This window comes from Cupriavidus sp. SS-3 (genome assembly GCF_035818815.1).
GTDB lineage: Bacteria > Pseudomonadota > Gammaproteobacteria > Burkholderiales > Burkholderiaceae > Cupriavidus > Cupriavidus taiwanensis_C.
On the sequence record NZ_JAYLVT010000021.1, the window covers coordinates 64228 to 89208 of the forward strand.

A 24981-nucleotide genomic window follows, 5' to 3' on the forward strand; every position below is an offset into this window, starting at 1 on the left:
CCCCCGCGCCCGTGCCGCTTACATCCTCAGCATCACGGCCTTGACCTGGGTATAGGCGTCGATGGATTCCTGGCCGAATTCGCGCCCCCAGCCGGATTGCTTGTAGCCGCCGAACGGCATGGCGGGATCGGCCTCGCCATAGGTGTTGATCCACACACGCCCGGCCTTGAGCGCGCGCGCCACCTTGTGCGCGCGCGCAACATCGCGCGTCCATACGGCAGCGGAGAGGCCATAGGTGGTGTCGTTGCCCTTGAACACGGCGTCGTCTTCGTCCCGGAACGGAATGATGGAGAGGACGGGCCCGAAGATTTCCTCCTGCGCGATGCGCATGCCGTTGGTCACGCCATCGAAAACGGTCGGCGCGACGAAATAGCCGCCGCTGCTCCACTGGGAGCCGCCCAGTCGCAGCGAGGCGCCGCCTGCCTGGCCGGCCTCGATATAGGACAGCACCCGGTCGCGCTGTCTGGCCGAGATCAGCGGGCCGAGCTTGGTGTCCGGCGCGAGCGGATCGCCCACCGTGTAGGTGGCGGCCAGGCGGGTGACGCGTTCCGAAACTTCGTCATGCACGCTTTCATGGACGAACAGCCGCGTACCCGCCGAACACACCTGGCCGGAATTGCCACAAAAGGTCTTGACCGCGGCCTGGACGGCCTTGTCGAGATCCGCGTCGGCGAAGATCACGTTCGGCGATTTGCCGCCGAGTTCCAGCGTCACTTTCTTCAGGTTCGAGGTGGAGGCCTGCACGATCTGCTTGCCGATCGCAGTGGAGCCAGTGAAGGCGATCTTGTCGACATCCGGGTGGAGCGCCAGCGCTGCGCCGGCGCTGGCGCCGAAGCCGGGCAGCACGTTGATGACACCCGGCGGCAGGTCGGTCTCCTGGATCAGTTCGGCCAGCCGCAAGGACGTGAGGCAGGCCAGTTCGGCTGGCTTGAGGATCAATGTGTTGCCACAGCACAGCGCGTTTGCCAGCTTGATCGACGCCATCAGGATCGGCACGTTCCATGGAATGATCTGGCCGCACACGCCGAGCGGCTCGCGCAGCGTATAGACGAATCCGGAAGCATCTGACGGAATCGTGGAGCCCAGGATCTTGGTACACCAGCCGGCGTAATAGCGGAAGATGTCGGCCGCCGTGGTGGCAACGGCTGTGCTGAACCACAGTGGCATGCCGTTATCGAGGGTCTCGATCGCGGCAAGCTCGTCGGCGTGCCGATCGATCTGATCGGCGATACGCAGCAACGCGCGGGTGCGCGCGTGCGGCGATATGCCGACCCAGGGCGATTTGTCGAAGGCGTGGCGCGCCGCGGCCACCGCCGCATCGACGTCGGCACTGTCGGCTTCGGCCACATGGCAGAGCAGTTCTTCCGTGGTCGGGTTGATGACCTCGAAGGTCTTGCCGGATGCCGCCTCTACCCACCGCCCGCCAATGAGCAGGCGCTTCGGTCCCGAGCCGATCCATGCCAGTGCCCTGGCCAGTCCGGTGTCGGACTTGTTGGCCGCGGCAGTTGCCGTTTCATTTCCCATATTGAACTCCTTGTCTTCGGAGCGATCGTGCGATCGCTCCATTCGAATCGGCAGATGTGCCAGGCATCCCTACATGAGCCGGCCGATGCAACGCCATCAAGCGAGGGGCACGTCCACCCGGGTTGACAACACCTGGCTCAGCGGATGGTTCCTGCGGATCTCCGGATTGAACTCAGCCGGCGTGGCGCACAGGAACAGCGTGCGCCCGTCCTCGCCGCCCAGGGCACAGGCATAGCAGTTGAGGTCGCCGGTCGAAACCTCGTCGACGATCTCACCGCCCGGAAGCACGCGGATCGCGCGCGTCCTGATAAAGTCGGCAACCCAGATCGCACCTTCGGCGTCCGCCTGCGCGATGCCATCGGGCGCCACCACGATCTCGGCCATAGCCTGGATCGGATCGGGGTTCTCGGGCACCGCGCCGAAGCGCGCCCAGTCCCGGCGCCCGGACAGGGTCCCGTCAGGCCGGATATCGAAAACCGACATGCGGTTGCCAAACGACTCGGCGACGACCAGCGTGCGGCCGCCGTCCACCACGACCGAGCCATTCGGGAAATGCAGCGGTTCGCTCACCGCGGTCACCGAGCCGTCCGGATCCACGCGCACCAGCCGCGCGGGCCGGCGCGGGGCGAGCTTCATGACGTCGAACCCCAGGTTTCCCACCCAGGCGCGGCCGTTGCAGTCCACCACCATGTCATTCGGTTCGAACTCGAGGTGGGGAGACAGGTCTGCGTGCTTGACGACCGTACCGTCATGCTCGCGGCGCAGCAGCTTGCGGTCGTGCATCGACACCGCCAGCAATCGTCCATCCGGCAGCCAGCCGGTCCCGGACGGGCACCCGGGCACTTCGAGTTCGGTGCGCAGGTCCGACCCGTCCTCTTTCACGGAATACACGCGGTAGGTGTACAAGTCACTGAACCAGAAGCGCCCGCGGTACCAGCGAGCACCCTCGGTATGCGTCAGGCCATCAAGCAGGACAGTCATCTTTCTCATGATTCGTTTCGCATCAGGTAGCGGCCGCCTGGCCGAAGTAGTGGTCCGCGATCACGGGGTCGTTGGCCAGGTCGGCCGCCATGCCCTGCCGGACGATACGGCCCTGTTCCAGCACCGCAGCCCGGTGGGCGGTCTCCAACGCCAGGCGGGCGTTCTGTTCCACCAGCAGGATCGTCATGCCCTCGGCATTGAGCCGCTTCACTGCGCGGAACACGTCGGCGACGATCACGGGTGCCAGGCCGAGGCTCGGCTCGTCGAGCAGCAGCACGCGCGGATGTCCCATCAGCGCGCGGCCGATGGCGAGCATTTGCTGCTGCCCGCCGGACATGGTGCCGGAGGCCTGGTTGCGGCGTTCGGCCAGGATCGGGAACAGCTCGAAGACCCGTTGCAGGTCGGCCTCGAAGCCGCCGCCACGCACTCCGGCCGCTTCGCAGCCCAGCAGCAGGTTGTCCATCACGGACAGCGGCGCAATGACGCGGCGCCCTTCGGGCACCTGGATCACGCCCAGGCGCGAGCGCCGGTGCGCGGGCAGGGCATCGAGCGGGCTGCCGTCGAAGCGGATCGACCCGGAGCCGGGCACGATGCCGCAGATCGCATTGACCAAGCTGGATTTGCCGGCCCCGTTGGGGCCGATCAGCGTGAAGATCTCGCCGCGCCGTACCGTGAGCGACACGCCACGCAGCGCGGTGATGCCGCGATAGTGCACTTCGAGGTTCGTGATCGACAGGGCGTCGGTGCCGGCCAGGCCGAGAACGGCTTCCGGCGTGGCAATGGGAGGTGGATGGCTCGTCATTCAGGTTCCCAGATAGGCTTGCATCACGACCGGGTCCTGCAGGACCGCCTCGGGCTGGCCCTCGGCGATCTGGCGCCCGGACGCGAGCACGTACAGGTAGGAGCAGACCTGCGTCATGAAGCGCATGTTGTGCTTGATCAGCAGCACCGCCACGCCTTCGGCCGCCACCTCGTGGAAGATGCGGCCGAGGCTGGCCGCCTCGACGTCGTTCATGCCGGCCACGGGCTCGTCCAGCAGCAGCAGGCGCGGCTTCATCGCCAGCGCTCGCATCATCTCGATGCGTCGCTGGTGCCCGTAGGAGAGGTTGCCAGCGCGGTGCTCCTCAAGTTCGGCCATGCCGAAGCGTTCGAGCAGGGCCATGGCCTCGGCGCGGTGCGCGGCCGTCTCCGCGCGCGCCGCGCGCAGGCCCAGCAGGTTGGCCCAGAAGCCGGTGGTCTGGTGCCGGTGGAATCCGGCCAGGACGTTGTCGAGCACCGTCGCCTGCGGCACCAGGCGGATGTTCTGGAAGGTCCGCGCCACACCGGCGCGTGCCAGCTGGGGCGCCTCCATGGTGGAGACATCCTGGCCATCCAGCAGCACCCGGCCGGAGGAGAGGTGCAGCAGGCCCATCACCAGGTTCACCACCGTCGATTTGCCGGCGCCGTTGGGTCCGATCAGGCCCGTGATGGTACCGGGCGCGGCAGACAGGCTCAGTCCGCTCAGCGCCGGGACACCGCCGAAACTGCGCGCGACCTCGTCGAGCCTGAGCATGGGGTTCATGGTGGAGCTCATGCGTCTAGTCCTCCCGTTTGTTGGGAAACTGTCCGCACACCCTGCGCTGCCTCGCGCTTCACGCGTCGGTCATGTGCGAGTCCGGCCAGCGTGTCGGCGATGCCATGCGGCAGGTAGATGATGATCAGCATCAGCAGCGCGCCCTGGGCCACATTGCGGAATTCCTCGAAGACCCGGAATAGCTCGGGCAGCAGCGTCAGCACGGTGGACCCGACCAGTGGCCCCCACAGGGAGGTCTGGCCGCCGAGCACGGCCATGGCGAGCGCTTGCACCAGCATGTGGAAGCCGAACTCTTCCGGATTGACGGCGTACGAATTGCAGGCCAGGAGCGCGCCCGCCATTCCCGCCAGCAGGCCGGAGAGCGTCATGGCCAGGCGCTGGTGGTAGGCCACCGAGATGCCAAGCGACACGGCAACCGTCTCGTCCTGCCGGATCACGTCCATGGCCCGCCCCAGGCTGAAGCGGCCCAGCGTGTGCACCAACGCCATCACCACGGCCACGATCAGGACCAGCCAGCCGGTGGTCGCGGCCTTGGGAATGCCGGTGATGCCCAGCGCGCCGCGCGTCACGTCGTCCCAGTTCATGGCGACGGTGACAACCACTTGCACCAGCGCCAGCGTCGCCACGGCCTGGAACACGCCGCGCAGCCGCGACAGCGGGAAGGCCATCAGCAGACTGATCCCGCCAGCCAGGGCGACCCCGCTCGCCATCGCTAACGGGGGCCACCAGCCCAGGCGGGTGATGAGGATGGCGGTGGTGTACGCCCCAATGGCGGCAAACGCGGCCGATCCGATCGAGAACGTGCCGGCACGCAGCGCGATCGCCTGGCTCATGGCCAGCAGGGTGTAGATCAGGATGTGGTCGAGGACCGACTGGTAGGAGAGGAGGTAGTCAATCATAGACGCTGCACCCGCATGACCGCGCTGGCCTGGCCGAACAGGCCGGTCGGGCGGATCAGGATGATGAGAAACAGGACCACGAAGGCGATGCCGTCAGCGGCGGCCGACGAGATATAGGCATAGGCCAGCGACTGGACCACACCGATCAGGATCCCGCCCACCAGGGCGCCTGGGATGCTGCCGAGGCCGCCGAGGATGATGACGACGAAGGCCCGCATCAGGAACGGCTCGCCCATCATGAAGTGGACCGAGTTGAAGGCCACGCCGATCAGCACGCCCGCAAGGCCCGCCAGGGCGCCGGAGATAAAGAACACCTGTGCGTTGACCCACTCGGCGTTGATGCCCAGCAGCCGTGCGGTACCCTCCGAATAGGCCACGCAGCGAATCCTGCGTCCCATGCCGGTTTTGTACAGCGCGTACACCAGGCCAGCAACGATCACAACGCCGGCGCCGACGATGATGATCTGCAGCAGCTGGATCTGCAGCCCCAGGAACTCGTACACGACGATCGGGAAGGTCCCGCCGGGGAACTGCATCACCGACGTGTTGGACACCTTCTGCGCGAGCGCCAGCAGTACCAGGCTGGCGCCGATCGAGGCCAGGATGTAGGAAAAGTCGGGCGCATGCCGGCGCCGCAAGGGGCGGAATGCCACCAGGTCAAGCGCGATGGACAGCACGCCGCCGGCCAGCATGCCCACCAGCATCGACACGATGAAGGGCGCCTGGAAGGCGGTGGCGACGTACAGGCCGGCAAAGCTGCCCCACATGAACAGGGAGCCGTAGGCCATGTTCATGATGTGGTTCACCCCGAACAGCAAGGTGAAGCCGAGTGCAAACACGGCGTACGTGCTGCCCATGACCAGGCCGTTGAGAAGTTGCTGGATCAGCACGGCGTCTCACCTGTCAGCCTGGACGAACTTGCCGTCCTTGACGACGAGCACGATGCTGCCGTACCTGGGGCGGCGATCGCTGTGGTTCCAGCTGCCCGAGCCGACCACGACCGGCACGTCGTGCACCTTCATAAGGGCGTCGCGCACCTTCTGCCGGTCGGGATTGGGTCCGGCATCCCTGAGCGCTGCGAGCGCGACCTGGATGGACGAGTAACCGGTCGCGGCCCAGGCGTCAGGCTCGGCTTTGTAGCGCGCCTTGTAGGCAGCCTCGAAGGTCTTGTTCAGCGGCCGGTCCATGCCGTTGACGAACTCCGACACGGCAAGCGTGCCTTCGGCTGCCTTGCCGGCGATGTTCAGGAAGCGCGGGGTGACCAGTGCGATGGTGCCGATGAAGCGCACCTTCTCGGGCAAGCCGGCCTGGCGCAGCTGGAGGATGATGTTGGCGCTTTGCTCGGAATAGGTGGCGAGATACACCGCATCGAGATCCATGGCCTTGAGCTTGGTCACCAGCGGCAGGAAGTTGGTGTCGCTGGTGACGACCGCCTCCTCGGCCACCACCGTTCCGCCCCCCGCCTTGAACGGGTCGCGGAAGTAATTCTTATACTCGATCAGCGCTTCATTGCCGCGGTCGTACACCATCGCGACCTTGCGCACCGACGTCTTCTCGAGCACGTACTTTGCCATCCGTGGGCTGATATCCGTCGCACTCTGCTGGAACTTGAATACCCACGGTCCGGGGGCGATGATGGCGTCCGAACTGGCCATGGACATCATGGGGACGTGCTTGTCATTGAAGATCGGCGCCACGCCGACGGAGTCGGAAGTTGCCGAGGGCCCGAGCGACAGCACCACCCGCTCCCGGTCGATCGCCTGGTTGGCCAGGTTGATGGCCTGCCCCTTGTCGCTCGCGTTGTCGCGCTCGATCAGCTTGATCCTGGCGCTGCCGAGCACGCCCTTCGTGTTGGCTTCGTCGACTGCCAGACGGATGCCGTTCTGGTAGCTCGCGCCAGCGAAGGCGGCCGCGCCGGTCACCGACTGGATGGACATGATCGGGATTTCCTGGGCCTGGGCCTGCGCGAAAGCGCAGGCGGCAAGGGCCGCGAAACCGGCCAGGCGCAGCGAAAGAAGGCGTTCTAGGCCCATGGTCTTTGTCTCCTGAATATTGTTCACGCTTGGCGCAGCCGCGCACACGTCGGATAGCTGCCGAAGCCATTTCACATGAGGTCGTACGGCCGCGCCAAGCGAGTAGCCCGGTTTGTCCCGTACTTTGAATGCGGGGAGGGCGAGGCCGGCGAGCTCAAGATCCCTTCGAGAGCTGCGCGATGCGCTTCCAGTGCGCATCCTCCTTCGGCAAGTCAGCCAGGAACTGGCGGCGATCGGCGATATCGACGTACATCGATTGACGCGCGCAGAACTCCTTGAACGCGGGCGATTGGGCGATCCGCACCAGTTCTTCGGACAGGCGCTCGACGATTGGGGCCGGCGTCGCAACGGGGGCCAGAGCGCCGATCCACGACGCGACCTGGTAGCCCGCAACCCCGGCTTGCGCCGATGTCGGGACGTCCGGGATATCACCCCAGCGCCCGGCGCTGGTGACGGCGAGGCCGCGCAGCTTGCCTGCCTTGATCATCGGCACCACGCTCGGCGCGCCCTGGCAGGTGAAGTCCACCTGGCCGGCCATGACGTCCGTGACAGCGGGCCCGTTGCCCTTGTAAGGGATATGCTTGGCCCGCGTCTTCGTCAGGTCATTCAGCATCACCGAGCAGAGATGTGAAGTGCTGCCCGCCCCGCCGGACGAATACGTGATCTCGCCCGGCTTGCGCTTCATGGCCGCGATCAGGTCGCCCAGGGTCTTGTAAGGCGAGTCGGCCTTGACCGCGATTGCCAGCGCGGAACTGCTCACCTTGGCAATCGGCATGAAGTCCCTGACCGGGTCAAACGTGACAGGCCCGTCGGTGAACCATCGCGTGGTCAGGTGGGGAACACCGGCGAACAGCAGCGTGTAGCCGTCTCCGGGAGCCTTGGCCACGGCGTCCGTGCCGATGAGCCCGCCAGCGCCGGCACGGTTGTCCACCAGGACCGGGGTTTTCAGGCTCTTGGCCAGCGCCTCGGCCATGAATCGCGCAGTAATGTCGACCGCCGTGCCTGGCGAGGCCGGCACGACAATTCGAATCGGCCGCGACGGATATGGCTGTGCGAAGGCCGACGGTGCGCAGGCAAGGGCACCTAGTGACGCGAGTGATTTCAGGAAGTACCTTCTGCTGAACATAATGTCTCCTCTTTTGTGCCTCGAAGATAGGCGCGGCCGGCGGGCTGGGCAATCGGCGCTGGTGCGCCGTTCCGTGCTTTGAGAGCAGGGCGGGTCCGCCTCTCAAAGCACGGAACGGCACAGACTGGTGAGTTGAGTTCCGGGGAGAGGGCGCGCACGATCGGTATGTCGCGGAAGTACGCGCGGGGAGCATCGGCGATGTCTGAGTCAGGCGGATCGCCCCCCCGGCACTACTGACCGCTCTCGCGCCCTTTACAGGCGGCGCGGGAAACCAGGCATAGCTTTCAGGAGACCATCGTGGGACCACTTGCTGGAGTGCGCATCGTGGAGCTGGCGGGCATCGGGCCGGCTCCCTTTTGCGCCATGTTGCTTGCAGACCTCGGCGCGACGATCATCCGCGTCGACCGGAAGGAGCCGTCGGGGCTGGGCCTGTCGCGGCCGCTGCAATTTGATCTGGTGTTGCGCAACCGAAAGTCGATTCAGGTGGACCTGAAGGATCCGGCGGAGCTGGAACTGGTTCACACGCTGATCGACAAGGCCGATGCGCTGATCGAGGGATTCCGCCCCGGGGTCACCGAGCGGCTCGGGCTCGGGCCTGAGGCTTGCCTCGCGCGCAATCCCAAGCTGGTGTACGGCAGGCTGACGGGCTGGGGCCAGGATGGCCCGCTGGCCCAGACTGCGGGGCACGATATCAACTACATCGCCATCACCGGGCTACTCAACGCGATCGGGCGCGAGGGCCAGCCGCCGACGGTACCGCTCAATGTCGTCGGCGACTATGCCGGCGGCTCGGTCTATGCCGCACTCGGCATCGTGAGCGCCATCCTGGAGGCGCGTTCCTCGGGCAAAGGCCAGGTGGTCGACGCGGCCATCGTCGATGGCGTGGCGTCGCTGCTGGCCGTGCATACCGGGCTACGGGCTGCGGGCCTGACCGGATCGGAACGAGGCACCAACCTGCTGGATTCGGGAGCGCCTTTCTACGATGTCTACGAGTGCGCCGACGGTAAATACGTGTCGATCGGCCCGATCGAGTCCAAGTTCTATCAACAACTGCTTGAACGACTGGAGTTGGACCCGTCCGCGCTGGGCAAGCAGGCAGACCGCGCTGACTGGCCAACAGCCCGCCGCGTTTTTGCTGCGCAGTTCAGGACGCGGACGCGTGCGCAGTGGACGGAGCTGCTCGAAGGCAGCGACGCGTGCTTTGCGCCCGTGCTCGACCCGGAAGAGGCGTTTGAACATCCGCACCTGAAGGCGCGGGGCACCTTTGTCGAGGTCGATGGCGTGATGCACCCGCGCCCGGCGCCGCGCTTTTCGCGTACGCGGCCGGCCGATCCGGCTCCCCCCGCTGCGGCAACGCCGGAGAACGCGGCGCTGGCACTGGCGGAATGGCTTTCCAGGGAAGAGCTCGACAACCTGGCGGCCGCCGGCCGCATCCAAAGCGGAGCGACGCAATGATGAAGCGCCGCACCTTCCTGCAGTCGCTGCCGGCGCTGGCGGCCATCCCCGCATCGTTCCCGGCTTCGGTGCTCGCCCAGGCCTATCCTTCCCACCCGGTGCGAATCATCGTGCCCGTCAGCCCTGGCTCCGGCAGCGATGTCGTGGCGCGCTATATGAGCGCCGAGCTGATGAAGACCCTGGGCTCTGCGTTTGTCGTGGAGAACCGCCTTGGCGCGAGCGGGATCATCGGCACGGATTTCGTCGCGAAGGCTGTGCCGGACGGCTACACGCTGCTGTGCACATATGCCGCGCACTACTCGAACCAGTGGGTCGAGAAGACGCCATACGATGCGGTCAGGGACTTCGAGCCGGTCGCGCGGCTGGGCATGTCCGCGCTGCTGCTGACTACCGCGGCAAATTCTCGGTTCCGCACGGTTCAGGACGTCATCTCGGCGGCGAAGCGCAAGCCCGGGAGCGTGTCCTTCGGGTCCTCCGGAAATGGCACCACGTCGCACATGGCGGCGGCGCTGATGAGCAGCATGGCCGGCATTGAGATGACCCACGTCCCATACAAGGGGCCGGCGCAGGTCGCGGTGGATACGGCGAGCGGCCAGGTCGATGTTGGCTTCGGGGGCGTGGCCTCGTCGCTGGCCCTGATCAAGGCGGGGCGATTGCGCGTGCTCGCAGTCACCAGCCTGCGGCGTTCGAGCCAGCTTCCGGATGTCGTGACGATGGACGAGGCCGGCCTGAAAGGCTATGAGCTGATCTCGCCGATCTGGGTCATGGCTCCGCGTGGCACGCCGCCTGCCATTGTCGCGCAACTGTCCAAAACCATGACGGCGGCGGCCGCGACGCCTGCTTTCAAGTCTTATTGCATTGGGCAGGGGCTGGAGGTCGATATCGCGGATTCGGCCGCGGTTCGCGCCAGTGCGCCGGCTGAGCTGGAACGGTGGAAGAAGCTGGTGGCCCTGACTCAGGCCAAGTCAAAGGCCGGCTGAAAGCCGGCCGATAAGTCTCCGACAAGGAGAACGAGCCGACCAGGGTCGGCTCGCTTGCTTGATCCGCTCAACGCCGGTGGCTACACCAGCCGCATGATCTCTTCATCCGGCGCCCGGCTCGTCCTGAAGCTGTTCGCCGCATGATCGGGATCCGCGTAGCCAAACGAAATCGCGCAGATCATCTTGCGGTCGTCGCCGATGCCAAAGTGCGAGCGCACGAACCTGGCATGCCGTGCCAGCGCCCCCTGCGGCGTGGTGGCGACACCGTGCGCGTGTGCGGCCAGCAGGAACGATGCGATAAACCCGCCGCAATCGACAGCGGCGTACGGTCCCAGATCCGCGGCCATCGTGACAATCGCCACATGCGGCGCCCCGAACAGCCTGAAGTTCTCGAAGCCCTGGCTGGCGCGGCGCTCGCGGTCGTGGCGCTCGATGCCCAGCGCTTCATAGAGCCGGTAACCCGTTTCTTGTCTGCGTTCGGCGTGGACGCCGCGATACTCTTCCGGGAAGGGCAGGTCCGAATCGACCTCGGGCGAGCTGGCGGCGTGCTCGACCAGCGCATTGCGAAACTGTTCCGTAGTCGCCTGCGAGCCGATGACCAGGTGCCAGGGCTGCACGTTGCACCAGGATGCGCTCTTCTTCGCAACGTTGACGATGCTTCGGATCACCTTGTCCGGCACGGCCTTGTCCAGGTATGCGCGGCACGTGAAGCGCTCGGACATCAGTCTTGTGAGGGTGTCGACGTCGCTGCCGGACGGGCGGCTGACGGAGTGCTGCTGCATTGCTATCTCCTGACTATCATTAGCGGCCAACCTGGCACGCTGGGCCGGGTCGGCGCGCGTCCTGCCCGATGCCATGACTTACTGCGTCAAGGCCATCAGGTCTGCTGCCTTGATGCGCGGATCCATCTTCCTGAGTGTCGCCAGCAGCGTCTGCGCCCGGTCTTCGCCGAGCACGTCAACCGTCAGCTCCACGAACTTCGCGTCCTGCTCAGCTTCCGACATGGGGTTGGCCAGCGAGCCGATCGGGTCCTCTACGAAGACATGCTCGGACGAGCCATCGCGGAAAGTCACCGTGACATCGGCGACGAACTTGCCGGGGTAGCGCTGCTCGAGTTCCGGTGCTTCCGAAATGCCGATGCCGCGTGCGACTTCCTTCACGGGGCCCATGTCGAGCTTGCCGTCCAGGTAGTCGCGGTGCACCTTGTAGCCATTGCCCATGCCGAGCACGGCAAATGCCATTTGTGTCGGCAGGCTGAACTGGACGTGCTCGATGTTCTTCGGCTCATACGCATTGGCGTTGGCGGTGCCGACGACCACGTTGAAGGCGGGATGGATGCGGGCCTGGATATCGGCAATGTCGGCGCGGCGCGCCGCGAACGGGCGGATGGCGTCGATATACGCATGGGTGCAATAGCAGGCGCAGTACGCCTTGAGCCAGACCGTGCCGATCTCGAACGGCTGGTCGAGGCGGAACCGCTCCTCGGCCCGATCGCCCGGGCCACGTTGCAGGAAGGTGCGGAACAAGCCTTTGTTGCCGCTCAGGAAGGCGCGCGGCCCGGTGATTCCAGCCTGCGCCATGTCGGCCGAGACCATGCCGCTGCGCGTCCCGATGCCGGCGTGCACCCGCTTGACCGAGCCGCCGGTGGAGGTGTACTCGGTGGTGCCGGCCGCATGGCTCAGCGCGATGGAGAGCGCATGCAGGGTGGTTTCTGCATCGAACCTGCGCAACTTGGCCGAGACTGCCGCAGCGCCGAAGCTGGACAGTACGGCATGCGGGTGATAGCCGCGCTTGAGCAGGTCCGGCGCCGCTAGCACGCCGATCCGCGTGTAGACCTCGTAGCCGGCCACGATCGCGGTGATGACCTCCTCCAGGGTCGAGCCCAGTTCCTCGCCGATCGCGAGCGCCGCGGGAATCACGCAGCTGCCGGGGTGGCTGGCGCTGGCGCCGTGGGCGTCGTCGTACTCGAAGCCATGACCGTAAGCCCCATTGACGAAGGCGGCGTCCGCGGCACTCATGGTGGCGGTGCTGGCGGCCACCCGGCTGCGCCCGGGGCGTTGCTGGGCGATGGCGAATGCCAGCACCTGGTGCGACCAGGGCATCTGCGAGGTGCCGATCTGCAGCGCGAGCTGGTCGCGCATGAGCCGGCTGACGCCGGCATGCGCCGGCGCATCGAGCTGGTCGAAGGTCAGGTCCTGGATCAGGCGAACCACTGCCTGCTCGAGGGGTGGGCAGCTGGCCGGCGAACTGGAATCGGATTGGGTGGTAGTCACAGGTGCGTCCCCTGGGAAAAGTGTCGTTGATGCGTCGCCCGGTCGATGGCGACATGCACTGGCATGGTGACCAGATTCCTCGCAAGCATTGGGGCTGTCAATCCGAGGCGGACTCCGGTTCCGTACAGTGAGCGGAAGCCGCGCCCCGGGGTGAGCGGGTTATTCGCCGGATGGTGCCAGGGCGATGCCGGACGGGTTGCTGCGCCTGCCGACCCCCAGCGCGATGGCGGCAGCGACGAAGGCCACGGCGGCGAGGATCACGAGCCCGCCGGCATAGCTTCCGGTCAGGTCCTTCGACAGGCCGAGCAGCGACGGCCCCGCGAAGCCGCCCAGGTTGCCGACCGCCCCGATGAAGGCAATGCCGGCGGCGGATGCGGGGCCGGAGAGGAGGGTGGTGTTGATGGCCCAGAAGGCCGGCAGGGCGCCGAAGATGCCAAAGGCAGCCACACTGAAGGCAATCATTTTCAGGATCGAATCGTCCACCAGCGCCGCAGCGATCAGCGCCACCCCGGCGATAAACGCGGGCACCGCAATATGCAGGTGCCGCTCCTTCTTTGCGTCCGATCGCCTGGCCCAGAACACGATGCTCAGCGAGGCGATCACGTACGGAATCGCGGCCACGAACCCGGTCTGCACATTGCTCAGGCCAAACGACTTGACGATCTGGGGCAGGAAGAAGCCCACGCCGAAGATGGTCAGGAAGAAGCCGAAGGCCATAGTCGACAGCAGCCACACCTGGGGGTTGAAGAACACTTGCGCCACCGACAGGTGGCTCTCGGCGCGACGCTCACGATCCTCGGCCGCCATGCGCTGGGACAGCCAGCTGCGCTCGTCCGCCGACAGCCAGGCGGCATCCGCGGGTTCGCCCTTCAGGTGCTTCAGCGCGATGAACCCCAGGATGACCGCGGGCAGCGCTTCCAGGATGAACATCCATTGCCAGCCATGCAGGCCCATCACGCCCTCCAGGTTCAGCAGCACGCCTGAAATCGGAGCCCCGATCACGGTGGACATCGGCGCCGCGACCAGCAGGTAGCCCATCACGCGCGCGCGGTAGGCCGACGGGAACCAGAGCGTCAGGAAATAGGCCACGCCCGGGAAGAACCCGGCTTCTGCGATGCCGAGCAGCAGGCGCACGATGTAGAAGCTGGTCGGCCCAGTGACGAGCGCGGTCGCCGCCGAAACCAGGCCCCACGTCACCATGATGCGCGCGATCCAGCGGCGGGCCCCGAAGCGGACCAGCAGCAGGTTCGACGGCACCTCAAAGAGGAAATAAGTCAGGAAGAACAGGCCGGCCCCCAGCCCGAATGCCGTCGCGCTCAGTCCCAGGTCCTTGTTCATCTGCAAGGCCGCGAATCCGACATTGACACGGTCCAGGAAGGACACGAAGTAGCAGATGATCAGGAATGGGACCAGGCGCCGGAACACCTTCGGCATGACGCGTTGTTCGAGCGTTTCCATTTGAGCGTTGTCTCCAGTCGTTGTTGCCATGTCTGTTCGTTCAGGCTTCGGCGGGTGTCAGAGGCGCGAGCAGGGCGTGCGCCACGTCGTCGATCCGTTCCAGGTGCAGGATGTCGTCAATGAGCGTGTCGACGATCTCTTCGCTCAGCGGGTACGCGGAATAGGGCACGCATAGCCTGAACTTGTCGATGAAGTCCTGTTCGCTGAACGGGTTCTCGGGATGGCCCTTCACGTAGACGTATTCCGTGCTGACCAGACGCCCGTCGCGCAGCCTGGTGGTCACCCGTGCGGCCCAGTCGGATACGGAGGGATCCTCCGACGCGGTGATCCGCGTCATCAGTTCGCGGACGTCCTCCCGACCCCTGGCGGCGGGCGTGTAAGACTCCAGGAATACCTTGTCGTCGAACGCCGCAGTGGCCACGGCATAGGGCAGGCTGAACTGGCATTCCGGCACGGTGCGGGGATGCCATTTCTTCTCAGTCGGTTCGCATACCGCGCGCCAGCCAGACGTCGAGACATCGATATGGATGCTCGCGATGTCGGTCGCGCCGAAGCCGTGGCAGCGCATCTGGTCACGGATGCCGTCGATGGAGGAATGCGAGAAATAGCAGGCGCTGTAACCCTTGGTGATGATGCTGGCCAGTTCCCAGCGCTCGCCGAGATCCCGCGTCAGCGCTTCGGGTTCGGTCTGCCAGCGGACGGTGTTCAGGTAGCCGTTGGCGCCTAGCAGCACCTCCTGGCGCGGTCCGGTAATTCCGCGCGAGGCCAGCTGGCACGCTGTGATCGCGGCCTGGCACACCAGTCCGTGATGCACGCGGACCATCAGCGTCGCGGGAGCGTAGATGGCCATCGTGTGTGGCTGGGTCATGGTGCGCGCGATGCCCTGGGCGTTCTCGAGCTGCTCCTGGGTCAGTTCCAGCAGTTTGCCGACCGCCGCGACCGCGCCAAAGATGTAGTGGCCGCCACAGTCGTTCGCCTTGACCGCCCGGCTGATGACTTTGTAGGCCGAGCCCAGCCGGATCAGGGTCTCCTGGCCGATCGCCAGCGCCGCAAGGAATTCCTTGCCCGTCACGTTCCGTCTCAATCCCGTCGCGGCCAGCAGGCTGGCGACAATGTACTCGCTGACGTGCCCGGCCTCTTCATGGAGGTCGCCGCAATCCATGGCCCGCGGCATCGGCCCGATGGCCAGTGCTGCCTCCGCGGCGGGGACCTTGCCGCCATAAAAGGGCAGCATGGTTTCCGGCTTGCCGCCCTTGTCCTTCACCAGTTCGACGATCGCCGGTATGCCGTCCATCGCCGAGCCGCCGATGGTGACGGCCATGGCATCGAGCAACGTATGTCTGGCATGCCGGATCACGTCTGCCGGCAGGTCCTGGTACTGCGTTTGCAGTGCCATGCGGCACAGGGTGGCCATCGGGTCTTCGGAGGTCTGGCGTGGAAATCTCGTCATGGCAGGGTCTTCGGGGTTAGGTTGGCCATCACGGGGTCGCCCGCCAGTCCGTCTTGGGGCGCCCCCGGCAGGGCGAGTAGCCTGGCTGGCCGATGAAGGGGCCGGGCGCTCGCCGCGAACCATTAGAGCCCTGGGTACCGCCCCCGGCAATTCGCATGTCGCATCTGTTCCGGAAATCGAACGCACCAGCCGCTTGCGTCACCCGGCCGTCGGCGCTTCATGGATAATGGCCGGAACGCCGAACTCCTGGGGGAAACGCCATGTCGCCGGTCCTGGCCTTCAAGCTGGTGCTGCTCTCGCTGGTCGCCATCATCGGCCTGGAGCTGCTTGCCAAACGGCTCCGGCTTCCCCCTGCGGCCGCTTTCCTCGTCGGCGGCATCGCCATGGCTTTCATACCCGGGCTGCCGGACGTGGAGCTTGACCCGGACCTGGTCCTGGTCGTCTTCCTGCCGCCGCTACTGATGGACGGTGCTTACTTTTCCGTCTGGGATGAGTTCCGGCGCAACCTGCGCGGCATCCTGATGCTGGCGATCGGGGCTGTGCTGTTCACGACGCTGGTCGTCGGCGTGGCGGTCCACCTCGTGGTTCCCGGGCTGCCGTGGGCTGCTTGTTTCGCGCTGGGGGCCATCGTTTCGCCGCCCGACGCGGTCGCGGCGAAGGCCGTGCTGGAGCGCGTCGCGTTGCCGCGGCGGCTGATGGCATTGCTGGAAGGTGAAAGCCTGCTCAACGACGCCACGGGGCTGGTGCTCTACCGGTTCGCGGTTGCGGCTGCGCTGACCGGTGCGTTCAGCATACAGCACGCCGCAGCGGAATTCGTGGTGCTGGCATTGGGCGGTGTCGCCGTCGGCGTCGGTGTCGGGATGCTGTTGGTGCGTATCATCAGGGTGCTGACCGACGAGTACCTGGTCATCACGGCATCGGTGCTGTCGGCCTGGATCAGCTACATCGTCGGCGAATGGCTGGAAGTTTCCGGCGTCATCGCCACGGTTACCACCGGCATGATCCTGGGGTGGCATCAGCACCAGGTGTTCTCGGCAACGACCCGGATCCGTGGCACGGCGTTCTGGCAGATGATGGTGTTCCTGCTCGAAGCGCTGGTCTTCTTGCTGATCGGCTTGTCGCTGCGCGGCGTGTTTGGCCGGCTCGGTGGCACAGCCGATGCGGTGGCCTATCTTGCGATGCCGGTCACCATCGTCATCGTGGCTGTCGTGCTCTCGCGTTTCGTGTGGGTGTTCGCCACGGAAGCGCTGAAGCCGGTCTGGCACCGCCTGTTGCACAGGCGCCAGGCGCGGCCGGACTGGCGCTCGGCAACGATCGTGAGCTGGGCGGGGATGCGCGGCGTGGTGACGCTTGCGATTGCGCTGGCACTGCCTGAGGCGATGCCGGGCAGGGACCTGATCCTGGTGGCGGCATTTGCCGTGATCCTGGTGACGGTACTGGTCCAGGGCGCGACCATTGGCCTGCTGATCGGCATGTTCGACGTCGGCAAGATGAATGCGGGCGAAGGCGTCGTCAAGCTGACCGAACCCCAGGCCTGGGCTCGGCTGGAGAAGGCGCAGCTGGATGCCATTCGCCCGCTGGTATTCGACGCCGACGGCAAGCTGCTGCACCCGCGCCTGTGGGAGCAGTACAACTACCGGGCGCAACTGACCGAGCGCTTCAGGGACAGCGTCTTTCCCGACGAGGCGCGATCTGCCCACTTCGCCGTGGTCCTGGCCGGGCTTGCCGCCGCCAGGGCCGAACTACTCGGCATGCATCGCGCCGGACAGCTCAGCGATGAACTGCTACGTCACCTGGAACACGACCTGGACCTGCAGGAAGTCTCCAGCCTGCATGGCAGCGGAGGCGTTGGCGCGGGCTGAACGGCGCGCGCCGAGCCGCGGCAGCCGTGCAGGTCCGCCTGACATGACGGTATACTCGCGGTGCGATTCACGGCGCACGTAGCGCAATGCTGCTGCGCAGCATGTGCGCGACGCCTGACCCGGCGGCAGACCGGTTCCAGTATTAAAGGAGACACCATGAGCACGCTGAGCGTGCATGGCCTGACCCGGCGGGTCGACCTGTTCACCCTGCGGCTGTTCCTGACGGTGGTGGAAGAGCGCCAGATCCGGCGCGCCGCCATCCGCGAGAACATTGCCGCCTCCGCGGCAACCAAGCGCATCCAGGATCTGGAAGACATTGCCGGCGTGCAGCTGTTCGAGCGCAATCCCAGCGGCGTGGCGCCAAGCGCGGCGGGCGAAGTCCTGGCGCGCCATCTGCGGCTGCTGTTCGAGAACCTCGAAGACATGCGCCGGGAACTCGGCGAATTCTCCGAAGGCGTTCGTGGCCACGTCACCGTGGGCACCACGGGTGCCGTCATCATCCAGTACCTGGCGCGCGAGATCGGCGAGTTCTCCCGCAACTTCCCGCTGGTCGAGCTGGAACTGAAACAGGACGCCAATACCAACCTGGTGCGTTCGGTGGTGGCGGGGGATGTCGACCTGGCCGTGTACATCGTCAGCCCGGATATCGACGACGAGCCGCTGGACAGCCTGCCGTATCGCGTCGACCGCCTGGTCGCGCTGGTGCCGCATGGCCATCCGCTGGGCGAGCAGCCTGAGGTCGCCTTCTCCGACCTGATCCGCGAGCCGTTCATTGCCATGCACCCGAACACCACGCTGATGTCCGATGTCAACCGCGCCGCGCGCGAGATCGGCCGGGTGTTGCATCCCAAGTTCACGATCAATGGCCCCGAGGCGGCGCGCAGCCTGGTTGAGGCGGGCCTTGGCGTGACCATCCTGCCGGAGTGCATGGTCTCGCTCGAGGCCAGCACGCGTTCGACAATGCTACGGATTCCCGAACCCTGGGCGACCCGCAGCGTGCGCATCGGCACGCGTCGCGGCAAGGCGATCACGGCGGCGACGCGCATGCTGATCCGCCAGCTGACCGAGCAGCCTGAGCCGGCGTCATCCTGAGCCGTTCGGCATGCCTGATGCCGGATCGCGATTGGCGAATCGCCGCGTCGCGGAACACAACTTGGCACCTCGCCGCCTGCTGATTACCCTTGAAGCGTGACGGGACGCTGCGTCGTGGCATGCACATGCAAGTCCCGCCTTTCAAGGGAATGCACCCATGTCCGACGCCGCGACCGGCCGCTACTTCGAGGACTTTGTCATTGGCAGTGCCAGCCGGCATGCCATCCGCAAGACCATCTCGGAGGCAGATAGCCTCCTGTTCAGCACGCTGACCTATGGCATGGAGCCATTGCACGTGGACCAGGCGTATGCCGAAGCCGCGCCATATGGCATGCGTGCCGTCAACAGCATCCTCCTGCTGGGGCTGGCATGCGGCATCGGTGCGGCCGGACTGGCACGGGGCCCGGTGTCAGGCACTGTTGCCTTCAGCGACGTGCGATTCACGCGGCCCGTCTTCATCGGCGACACCATTCATATTGAAAGCGAGGTGCTGGACAAGCGCGAAGACCCCGCGCGCCCCGACGCCGGCCTGATCGAACTGGAGCGTCGCGCCTATAACCAGCGCAACGAGGTGGTGGCCAAGTTCCGCTGCCTGCAACGGTTGCCGAGACGCCATCCGGCGGGCTGAAGCCGTCCGTGCATCGCCGGTTCGCGCAATGCGAATCGGTGGTTCGCCAGTCACTACTTGAGCAAAACGACCTGGCCCATCTAGCATCAAGGCCACGGGATTTCCCAAAAAATTTTTTGCCGTTCATCTAACGATTGTAAGGCAGCAATCATTACCAGGAGACCAGGATGAGTGTAAGTGCCATGAAACCGATTCGATCCATGATGTTCGTACCGGGCAACAAGTCGAGCTGGATCGAGAAATCTGTGGCATCCAAAGCGGATGCGCTGATCCTGGATCTGGAGGACAGCGTGCCGCCGGCCCAGAAGGTCGAGGCGCGCGAGATCGTCAAGTCCAGGCTGGACTGGCTGGCCGGGCAGAAACCGCGCATCTGGGTGCGCATCAATCGCAGCGCACATCTGTACGACTTCGAAGACATCCTGGCCATCGTCCATCCGGTGGTCGAGGGCATCGTGATTTCCAAGCCCTGCGGCCCCGAGGACATTCATACCGTCTCGTCCATGCTGGCCGAGGCCGAATACCGCGCCGGCATGCCGGTGGGCCACACCCGGGTGATTCCGCTGCTGGAGACCGCCCGCTCGCTGCAATACGCCTACGAGATCGCCCAGCACGAGCGCGTGCCTGCCATCGTCGGCGCCACGGCCAAGAACGCCGACGTGGCCCGTGCCCTCAAGACCGTCTGGTCGCTCGAAGGGCGCGAGACCTTGTACCTGAAGTCGCGCATCGTCATGGCCGCCCGCGCCGCGGGCAAGCTGCCCATCGGCGGAGTATGGCAGCAGGTGCATGACCTCGAAGGGCTTAAGGTCTCGTCCGCCAACGACCGCCAGCTTGGCATGAGCGGCGAGCTGGTGCTGCACCCCTCCAACGTCGAGATCGTCAACAAGACCTACAGTCCCACCGAGGAGGAAGTGGCGTTCTACCAGGGAATGATCGACGCACTGGAAAAGGCAGAGGCCGAGGGTCGCGCCTCGTGCATCTATGACGGCGAGCACATCGACATCGCGCATGTGAAGACGGCGCGCGAAATCATCGAGCTCGCACAATCGTTCAACAACTGATTGCGAACACCCAAGGAGATAGAAATATGGCAGGCCTTTACTTCGAAGAATTCAAGCCCGGCATGGTGATCGAGCACGCCATCCGCCGCACCGTCACCGAGACCGACAACGTCCTGTTCTCGGCCATGACCTACAACTGCGCACCGCTGCACATCGACGCCGAGTACAGCAAGAATACGTTCTACGGCCAGCGCCTGGTCAACAGCATGTTCCTGCTGGCGCTGGTGGCCGGCATCACGGTGTACGAGACCACGCTGGGCACCACGCTGGGCAACCTCGGCTTTGGCGAGATTGCTTTCCCCAAGCCCACCTTCCACGGCGACACCATCCGCGTCGAGACGGAAATCATCGAAACGCGCATCTCCAAGAGCCGTACGGACTCTGGCATCGTCACCTTCAAGCACGTTGCCAAGAACCAGCGCGACGAAATCGTCTGCACTGCCGTGCGCACCGGCCTGATGATGCTGCGCCCTGCCGACAAGGCCTGATCTGACACCTGATGGAGTGAAGCGATGGACTACAAACTCAGCGCCGATCAGCTCGCCATTATTGATGCGGCAGAAAAGATCTGTGCGGACTTTCCGCTCGAGTACTGGCGGAACAAGGACAAGAACCACGAGTTTCCGCACGAGTTCTTCGAGGCTGTTGCCAGCGGCGGCTGGCTCGGGATCTGCATGCCAGAGGAGTTCGGCGGGGCGAATCTTGGCGTGACTGAAGCTGCGCTCTTCTTGCGTACCGTGGCCGAGTGCGGCGGGCAAGCGGGCGCGTCCACGATCCACATGAACATCTTCGGCTTGCAGCCGGTCGTGCATTTCGGCACGGATGCCCAGAAGAAGGCCTGGCTGCCGCCCTTTGTCCGTGGCGAACACAAGGCGTGCTTCGCGGTCACCGAGCCGGACACGGGCCTTGATACCACCAAGCTCAAGGTCGTGGCGAAGAAGCAGCCCGATGGCAATTACCTGATCTCGGGCAAGAAGGTCTTTATTTCGACCGCGCAGGTCGCCGACCACATGCTGATTCTCGCGCGCACCACACCGGTCGAGGAGGTCAAGAAGCACGGCGAAGGGCTGAGCCTGTTCTACACCAAGCTCGACCGCAAGTATGTGGAGATTCGGGAGATCGACAAGCTTGGCCGCGCCGCCGTCGACACTAACGAGTTGTTCATCGACGATTTGCCGGTTTCCAAAGACTCGCTGATCGGTGAGGAAGGCAAGGGCCTGAAGTACATCTTCCACGGCATGAACGCAGAGCGCGTTTTCGTCTCCGCCGAGCAGGTCGGTATCGGCCGCGCGGTACTCAAGCTTGCCACGCAATACGCTAAGGACCGCGTCGTCTTCGGTCGTCAGATCGGCAAGAACCAGGGTGTCCAGCATCCGCTGGCCCGCAACTGGGCAGAGCTCGAGGCTGCCAACCACATGCTGCTCGCCGCTGCCGATCTCTACGACAAAGGGATCTCCTGCGGCTCCGAGGCCAACGCGGCCAAGCTGCTGGCATCCGAGGCCTGCATGAACGCTTGCCAGACATCGATCCTCACGCATGGCGGCTTCGGCTACGCGAAGGAATATCACGTGGAACGATTCATGCGCGAAGCCTGGATCGGCTACATTGCGCCCGTCACCCCGCAGCTTATCCTGTCGAACATCGCCGAACGCAAGCTCGGCCTGCCGAAGTCTTATTGACCGGTTCGTGGCCCACAACCTGCTGGGCCCGAGCAAGTCGTTCTGATGGGCCATGGCGCCAACCTTCTCGTGTTCGGGGAAGGTTGGCGAGCATCGCCGGGGCCGCCGCCCGGCACGAACTAACTCCTGGAAGGACTGGTCCCCATGACCGAACACCATGCCGATATTGATGCGCTACGGCGCTTGATCTTCGGGCGCGCCACGTGCCGCGCCTATTTGCGCGATGGGGTGCCGGAGGACGTGATCCGCAGCATCGTCGACGCCGCGCGCGGCACCGCCTCGTGGTGCAACACGCAACCCTGGGATCTGGTAATTACTTCGGGCGGGAGCACTGAAAAGTTCAGGAATGCGCTGATGGAGCAGGTGCGGAAGCACCCCGAACTGGACTCTGACTTCCCGTTTCCGGACGAATACCGTGGCGTGTACCTCGACCGTCGTCGCCAAGCCGGCTTTCAGCTCTATGAAGCGCTGGGGATTGGCCGCGGCGACAAGGAGCAGCGCGAAAGCCAGTCGTTCGAAAACTTCCGCCTGTTCGGTGCGCCGCATGTGGCGATCGTCACCGTGCCGGAGGAGCTGGGTGCCTATGGCGCTGTGGACGCGGGCGGCTTCGTCAGCGCCTTCCTGTTGTCTGCCCAGGCTCATGGCGTGGCCACCACGCCGCAGGCAGCACTGGCCATGCAGTCCAGCTTCATCCGCAAGTACTTTGCCATTCCGGAGGGGCGCAAGGTGGTGTGCGGCATCTCCTTCGGCTACGCCGACAGGGCACACCCTGTGAATGGCTACCGCACCGAGCGTGCCCGGGTCGACGATATCCTGCGCCTGGTCTGAGGCGGGCGCCGGGATCTCAGCTGGCGGGGCAGACTGGGCCGGCGTTGCCCGGAGCCAGCCACCCGGCACGCGGGGCGCTGGATCGCGGTTGGCGAATCGCCGCGTCGCGGAACACAACTGGGCGCCTCGCTGCCAGCCGATTACGCTTGAGGCGTGACGGGAATAACGGCACGGTCCAATGAAGGCCGGGCCGGCAACAATGGAGACAGCCATGGCAACCGTTCAAGGCGCGAAGCAATCGAGCCGTAATCTCGACAAGGGTGACGTGCGGGTGGTGCCGCTGGCCCGCGGCCTGGCCGTGCTGGCTGCATTCAGCGCCGAGCATCCGTGGATGGGCAACCAGGAGATTGCCGTGGAGACCGGCATTCCGGCCCCTACCGTGTCCCGGATGCTGCATTCCCTGGCAGCACTCGGCTACGTGCGCTACGACGAGAGCCGGCGCAAGTTCCGGCTTGCCTCGGCCGCATTGACCCTAGGCTACGCGGCCGTCTCGGGCGACAGCGTGCAACGCGCCGCCCGCATCGAGATGCAGAGATTCGCCGACGCCAGCGATACGCATGTCATCCTGGGTGCGCGCGACCGGCTCGATGTCATTGTCAATGAATCGCAGATTGGCAAGAACGTCTATCTTGACACGCACCTTGCCGCCGGGATCCGCGTGCCGATTGCTTCGTCCCCGATGGGCTGGGCGCTGCTCGCCGCATTGCCGGAACGGGAGCGCTTCTACCTACAGAGCAACGTCGAACGCAAGAGCGGCCGTGACTGGCCTTCGCTGCGCAGGCAGATGGCCGAGGGCATGTCACAGCTCCACCAGTACGGCTTTTGCATGTCGCCTTGCGGGCGCGAGCTGGCTTCGGTTGCGGTGCCTGTCAGTGTGCCGGGACATCCGTCAGTGGTGCTGGCCAGCGTTGGCCGCAGCGCGCGCATGAATCGCGCCAGGATGGAGCGGGAGTTGGGCCCGAGGCTCGCTGCGACGGCGCATGCCCTGGAGGAGCGCCTGAGCACGCGCCACTGATGCCGCAGTGGCGCCCGGGGAGGGCGCCACCGATTGACCGTCAGATCCGCGTATCGACATCCCGCAGCAGTTCGACGAGGTCGGCTGCCGCGGCCTTCAGCACAGGCGCGAGGCGTTCTGTGATGGCTGCCATGTCCGGCTCCAGTTCAACCGCGCCGCAGCTCAGCGACATCAGTGTGGCCGAACGTCCCACCGTGACAGGCAGGGCAATCCCGTAAGCGTTGCGCTGATACTTGCCCAGGGAGGTACAGACCCCAAGGGTCTGCAGATCCTCGAAAGCCGCAGCGAGGCCGCGTTCGAGTTCGGCGATGCGCGCGCGATCTGCGCGCTTGAGCGTTTCCAGGTATTCATGCCGGACCTCGGGGCGCAAGCCCCACAGCCAGGCACGGCCGGTCGCCGTCCAACCCATCGGCAGCAGCGAACCCACGCCGAGGCGCAGGGTCGCAATGCGCGAACTGGTTCGATGTGCGACATAGAGCATGTCGAGCTGATCGGGCACGGCAAGGGCGACCGACACATTGAGTCGGTCCGCCAGTTCCTGCAGGAAGGGATTCACGCGATCGGTGACCGGGTTGGTTTCCAGGTAGGTGTCGCCGATTTGGAGGGAAGCCGGGGCCAGCTCGAACTGAGTGCTGCCGGCGACGCGGCGCAGGAACCCCAGCGCGATCAGGGTGGTGGTCAGGCGCGACACCGTCGCTTTCGGCAGGCCGGTGCGCTTGACGATCTCGCTGTTCGTGAGCGGCGTACGTTCGGCACGGAAGGCACGAAGAACATGAAGGCCCCGTTCCAGGGTCATCGTGATTTGTGCGGGAGGTGTCATGAACGGGTTGCCCTTTCAGCGCACCACTCCGGGAGGGTGCTTGTCTGATCTCTTGTCAGCGCCTTGCGCTGCGTTATCCATACCGCTGGAACTGATGGTAGAGGCGGCAACCGCGCGACTCAAATGCCGATTCGCGAGCCGGCGATTGCCGGAACGCGAACCAGGCCGGCCGGTGTTCGCGGGCGGCGAACCGCAGCTTCACCAATTGCCAATTGATTCGGTGCGGCCCGACTTATACGATTCCGGT

The 24981-nt window shown here is 65.4% G+C and carries 23 protein-coding genes; 10 read left to right on the forward strand and 13 right to left on the reverse strand.

The window, feature by feature from the left end; translation table 11 throughout:
* Positions 1–18: 18 nt before the first annotated feature.
* From U9J39_RS24985 to U9J39_RS25020, 8 genes are all read right to left on the reverse strand, one after another.
* Entirely contained in the window at positions 19–1524 is a 1506-nt protein-coding gene (locus U9J39_RS24985; RefSeq protein WP_326348397.1) for an aldehyde dehydrogenase family protein, read from the reverse strand.
* A 96-nt stretch (positions 1525–1620) separates the two neighbouring features.
* Complete coding sequence (locus U9J39_RS24990) at positions 1621–2505, reverse strand: SMP-30/gluconolactonase/LRE family protein (protein WP_326348398.1); 885 nt, start codon at positions 2503–2505, stop codon at positions 1621–1623.
* 22 nt (positions 2506–2527) lie between these two features.
* Positions 2528–3307, reverse strand: a complete 780-nt coding sequence (locus tag U9J39_RS24995) for an ABC transporter ATP-binding protein (RefSeq protein ID WP_326348400.1) — start codon at positions 3305–3307, stop codon at positions 2528–2530.
* A complete protein-coding gene (locus U9J39_RS25000) occupies positions 3308–4078 on the reverse strand; it encodes an ABC transporter ATP-binding protein (RefSeq protein ID WP_326348401.1) in 771 nt (256 codons plus the stop codon). It lies immediately after the preceding gene.
* The gene (locus U9J39_RS25005) at positions 4075–4977 is read right to left on the reverse strand and encodes a branched-chain amino acid ABC transporter permease (protein WP_326348402.1); all 903 of its coding nucleotides are present in this window, start codon (positions 4975–4977) and stop codon (positions 4075–4077) included. The genes U9J39_RS25000 and U9J39_RS25005 overlap by 4 nt, the downstream gene beginning before the upstream one ends.
* Positions 4974–5867: a branched-chain amino acid ABC transporter permease gene (locus U9J39_RS25010; RefSeq protein ID WP_326348403.1), complete on the reverse strand. Its 894-nt coding sequence runs from the start codon at positions 5865–5867 to the stop codon at positions 4974–4976. Before U9J39_RS25010 ends, U9J39_RS25005 begins: the two co-directional genes overlap by 4 nt.
* A gap of 6 nt (positions 5868–5873) precedes the next feature.
* The gene (locus U9J39_RS25015) at positions 5874–7010 is read right to left on the reverse strand and encodes an ABC transporter substrate-binding protein (RefSeq protein WP_326348404.1); all 1137 of its coding nucleotides are present in this window, start codon (positions 7008–7010) and stop codon (positions 5874–5876) included.
* 154 nt (positions 7011–7164) lie between these two features.
* The gene (locus U9J39_RS25020) at positions 7165–8136 is read right to left on the reverse strand and encodes a Bug family tripartite tricarboxylate transporter substrate binding protein (RefSeq protein WP_326348405.1); all 972 of its coding nucleotides are present in this window, start codon (positions 8134–8136) and stop codon (positions 7165–7167) included.
* A 297-nt stretch (positions 8137–8433) separates the two neighbouring features.
* On the opposite strand from U9J39_RS25020, the gene U9J39_RS25025 reads away from it, so the two are divergent.
* Complete coding sequence (locus tag U9J39_RS25025; protein ID WP_326348406.1) at positions 8434–9591, forward strand: CaiB/BaiF CoA transferase family protein; 1158 nt, start codon at positions 8434–8436, stop codon at positions 9589–9591.
* A complete protein-coding gene (locus U9J39_RS25030; RefSeq protein WP_326348407.1) occupies positions 9588–10571 on the forward strand; it encodes a Bug family tripartite tricarboxylate transporter substrate binding protein in 984 nt (327 codons plus the stop codon). The genes U9J39_RS25025 and U9J39_RS25030 overlap by 4 nt, the downstream gene beginning before the upstream one ends.
* Positions 10572–10651: 80 nt before the next feature.
* Here the strand turns inward: U9J39_RS25030 and U9J39_RS25035 are convergent, their stop codons facing one another.
* From U9J39_RS25035 to U9J39_RS25050, 4 genes are all read right to left on the reverse strand, one after another.
* Complete coding sequence (locus U9J39_RS25035; RefSeq protein WP_326348408.1) at positions 10652–11353, reverse strand: nitroreductase; 702 nt, start codon at positions 11351–11353, stop codon at positions 10652–10654.
* Between the two features lie 78 nt (positions 11354–11431).
* The gene (locus tag U9J39_RS25040) at positions 11432–12844 is read right to left on the reverse strand and encodes an MmgE/PrpD family protein (RefSeq protein ID WP_326348409.1); all 1413 of its coding nucleotides are present in this window, start codon (positions 12842–12844) and stop codon (positions 11432–11434) included.
* Positions 12845–13003: 159 nt separating this feature from the next.
* Positions 13004–14302, reverse strand: a complete 1299-nt coding sequence (locus U9J39_RS25045; protein WP_326348410.1) for an MFS transporter — start codon at positions 14300–14302, stop codon at positions 13004–13006.
* Positions 14303–14342: 40 nt separating this feature from the next.
* Positions 14343–15752: an MmgE/PrpD family protein gene (locus U9J39_RS25050; protein WP_326348411.1), complete on the reverse strand. Its 1410-nt coding sequence runs from the start codon at positions 15750–15752 to the stop codon at positions 14343–14345.
* Between the two features lie 260 nt (positions 15753–16012).
* Here U9J39_RS25050 and U9J39_RS25055 point away from each other — a divergent pair, with 260 nt between their 5' ends.
* From U9J39_RS25055 to U9J39_RS25090, 8 genes are all read left to right on the forward strand, one after another.
* Positions 16013–17614 carry a Na+/H+ antiporter gene (locus U9J39_RS25055; RefSeq protein WP_326348412.1) on the forward strand — a complete coding sequence of 534 codons (1602 nt, stop codon included), beginning with the start codon at positions 16013–16015 and terminating at the stop codon, positions 17612–17614.
* Between the two features lie 156 nt (positions 17615–17770).
* Positions 17771–18706 carry a LysR family transcriptional regulator gene (locus U9J39_RS25060; RefSeq protein WP_326348413.1) on the forward strand — a complete coding sequence of 312 codons (936 nt, stop codon included), beginning with the start codon at positions 17771–17773 and terminating at the stop codon, positions 18704–18706.
* 157 nt (positions 18707–18863) lie between these two features.
* Positions 18864–19334 carry a MaoC family dehydratase gene (locus tag U9J39_RS25065; RefSeq protein ID WP_326348414.1) on the forward strand — a complete coding sequence of 157 codons (471 nt, stop codon included), beginning with the start codon at positions 18864–18866 and terminating at the stop codon, positions 19332–19334.
* 182 nt (positions 19335–19516) lie between these two features.
* A complete protein-coding gene (locus U9J39_RS25070) occupies positions 19517–20392 on the forward strand; it encodes an HpcH/HpaI aldolase/citrate lyase family protein (protein WP_326348415.1) in 876 nt (291 codons plus the stop codon).
* 26 nt (positions 20393–20418) lie between these two features.
* On the forward strand, positions 20419–20880 hold the full coding sequence (locus U9J39_RS25075) for a MaoC family dehydratase (protein ID WP_042877232.1): 462 nt from the start codon (positions 20419–20421) through the stop codon (positions 20878–20880).
* 24 nt (positions 20881–20904) lie between these two features.
* Positions 20905–22071 carry an acyl-CoA dehydrogenase family protein gene (locus U9J39_RS25080; RefSeq protein WP_326348416.1) on the forward strand — a complete coding sequence of 389 codons (1167 nt, stop codon included), beginning with the start codon at positions 20905–20907 and terminating at the stop codon, positions 22069–22071.
* Between the two features lie 144 nt (positions 22072–22215).
* Entirely contained in the window at positions 22216–22899 is a 684-nt protein-coding gene (locus tag U9J39_RS25085) for a nitroreductase (protein ID WP_326348417.1), read from the forward strand.
* A gap of 211 nt (positions 22900–23110) precedes the next feature.
* On the forward strand, positions 23111–23914 hold the full coding sequence (locus tag U9J39_RS25090; protein WP_326348418.1) for an IclR family transcriptional regulator: 804 nt from the start codon (positions 23111–23113) through the stop codon (positions 23912–23914).
* A 40-nt stretch (positions 23915–23954) separates the two neighbouring features.
* Here U9J39_RS25090 and U9J39_RS25095 read toward each other — a convergent pair whose 3' ends face one another.
* Positions 23955–24710 (reverse strand): IclR family transcriptional regulator, encoded by a 756-nt coding sequence (locus U9J39_RS25095; protein WP_326348420.1) that lies wholly within the window; start codon positions 24708–24710, stop codon positions 23955–23957.
* Between the last annotated feature and the right edge of the window lie 271 nt (positions 24711–24981).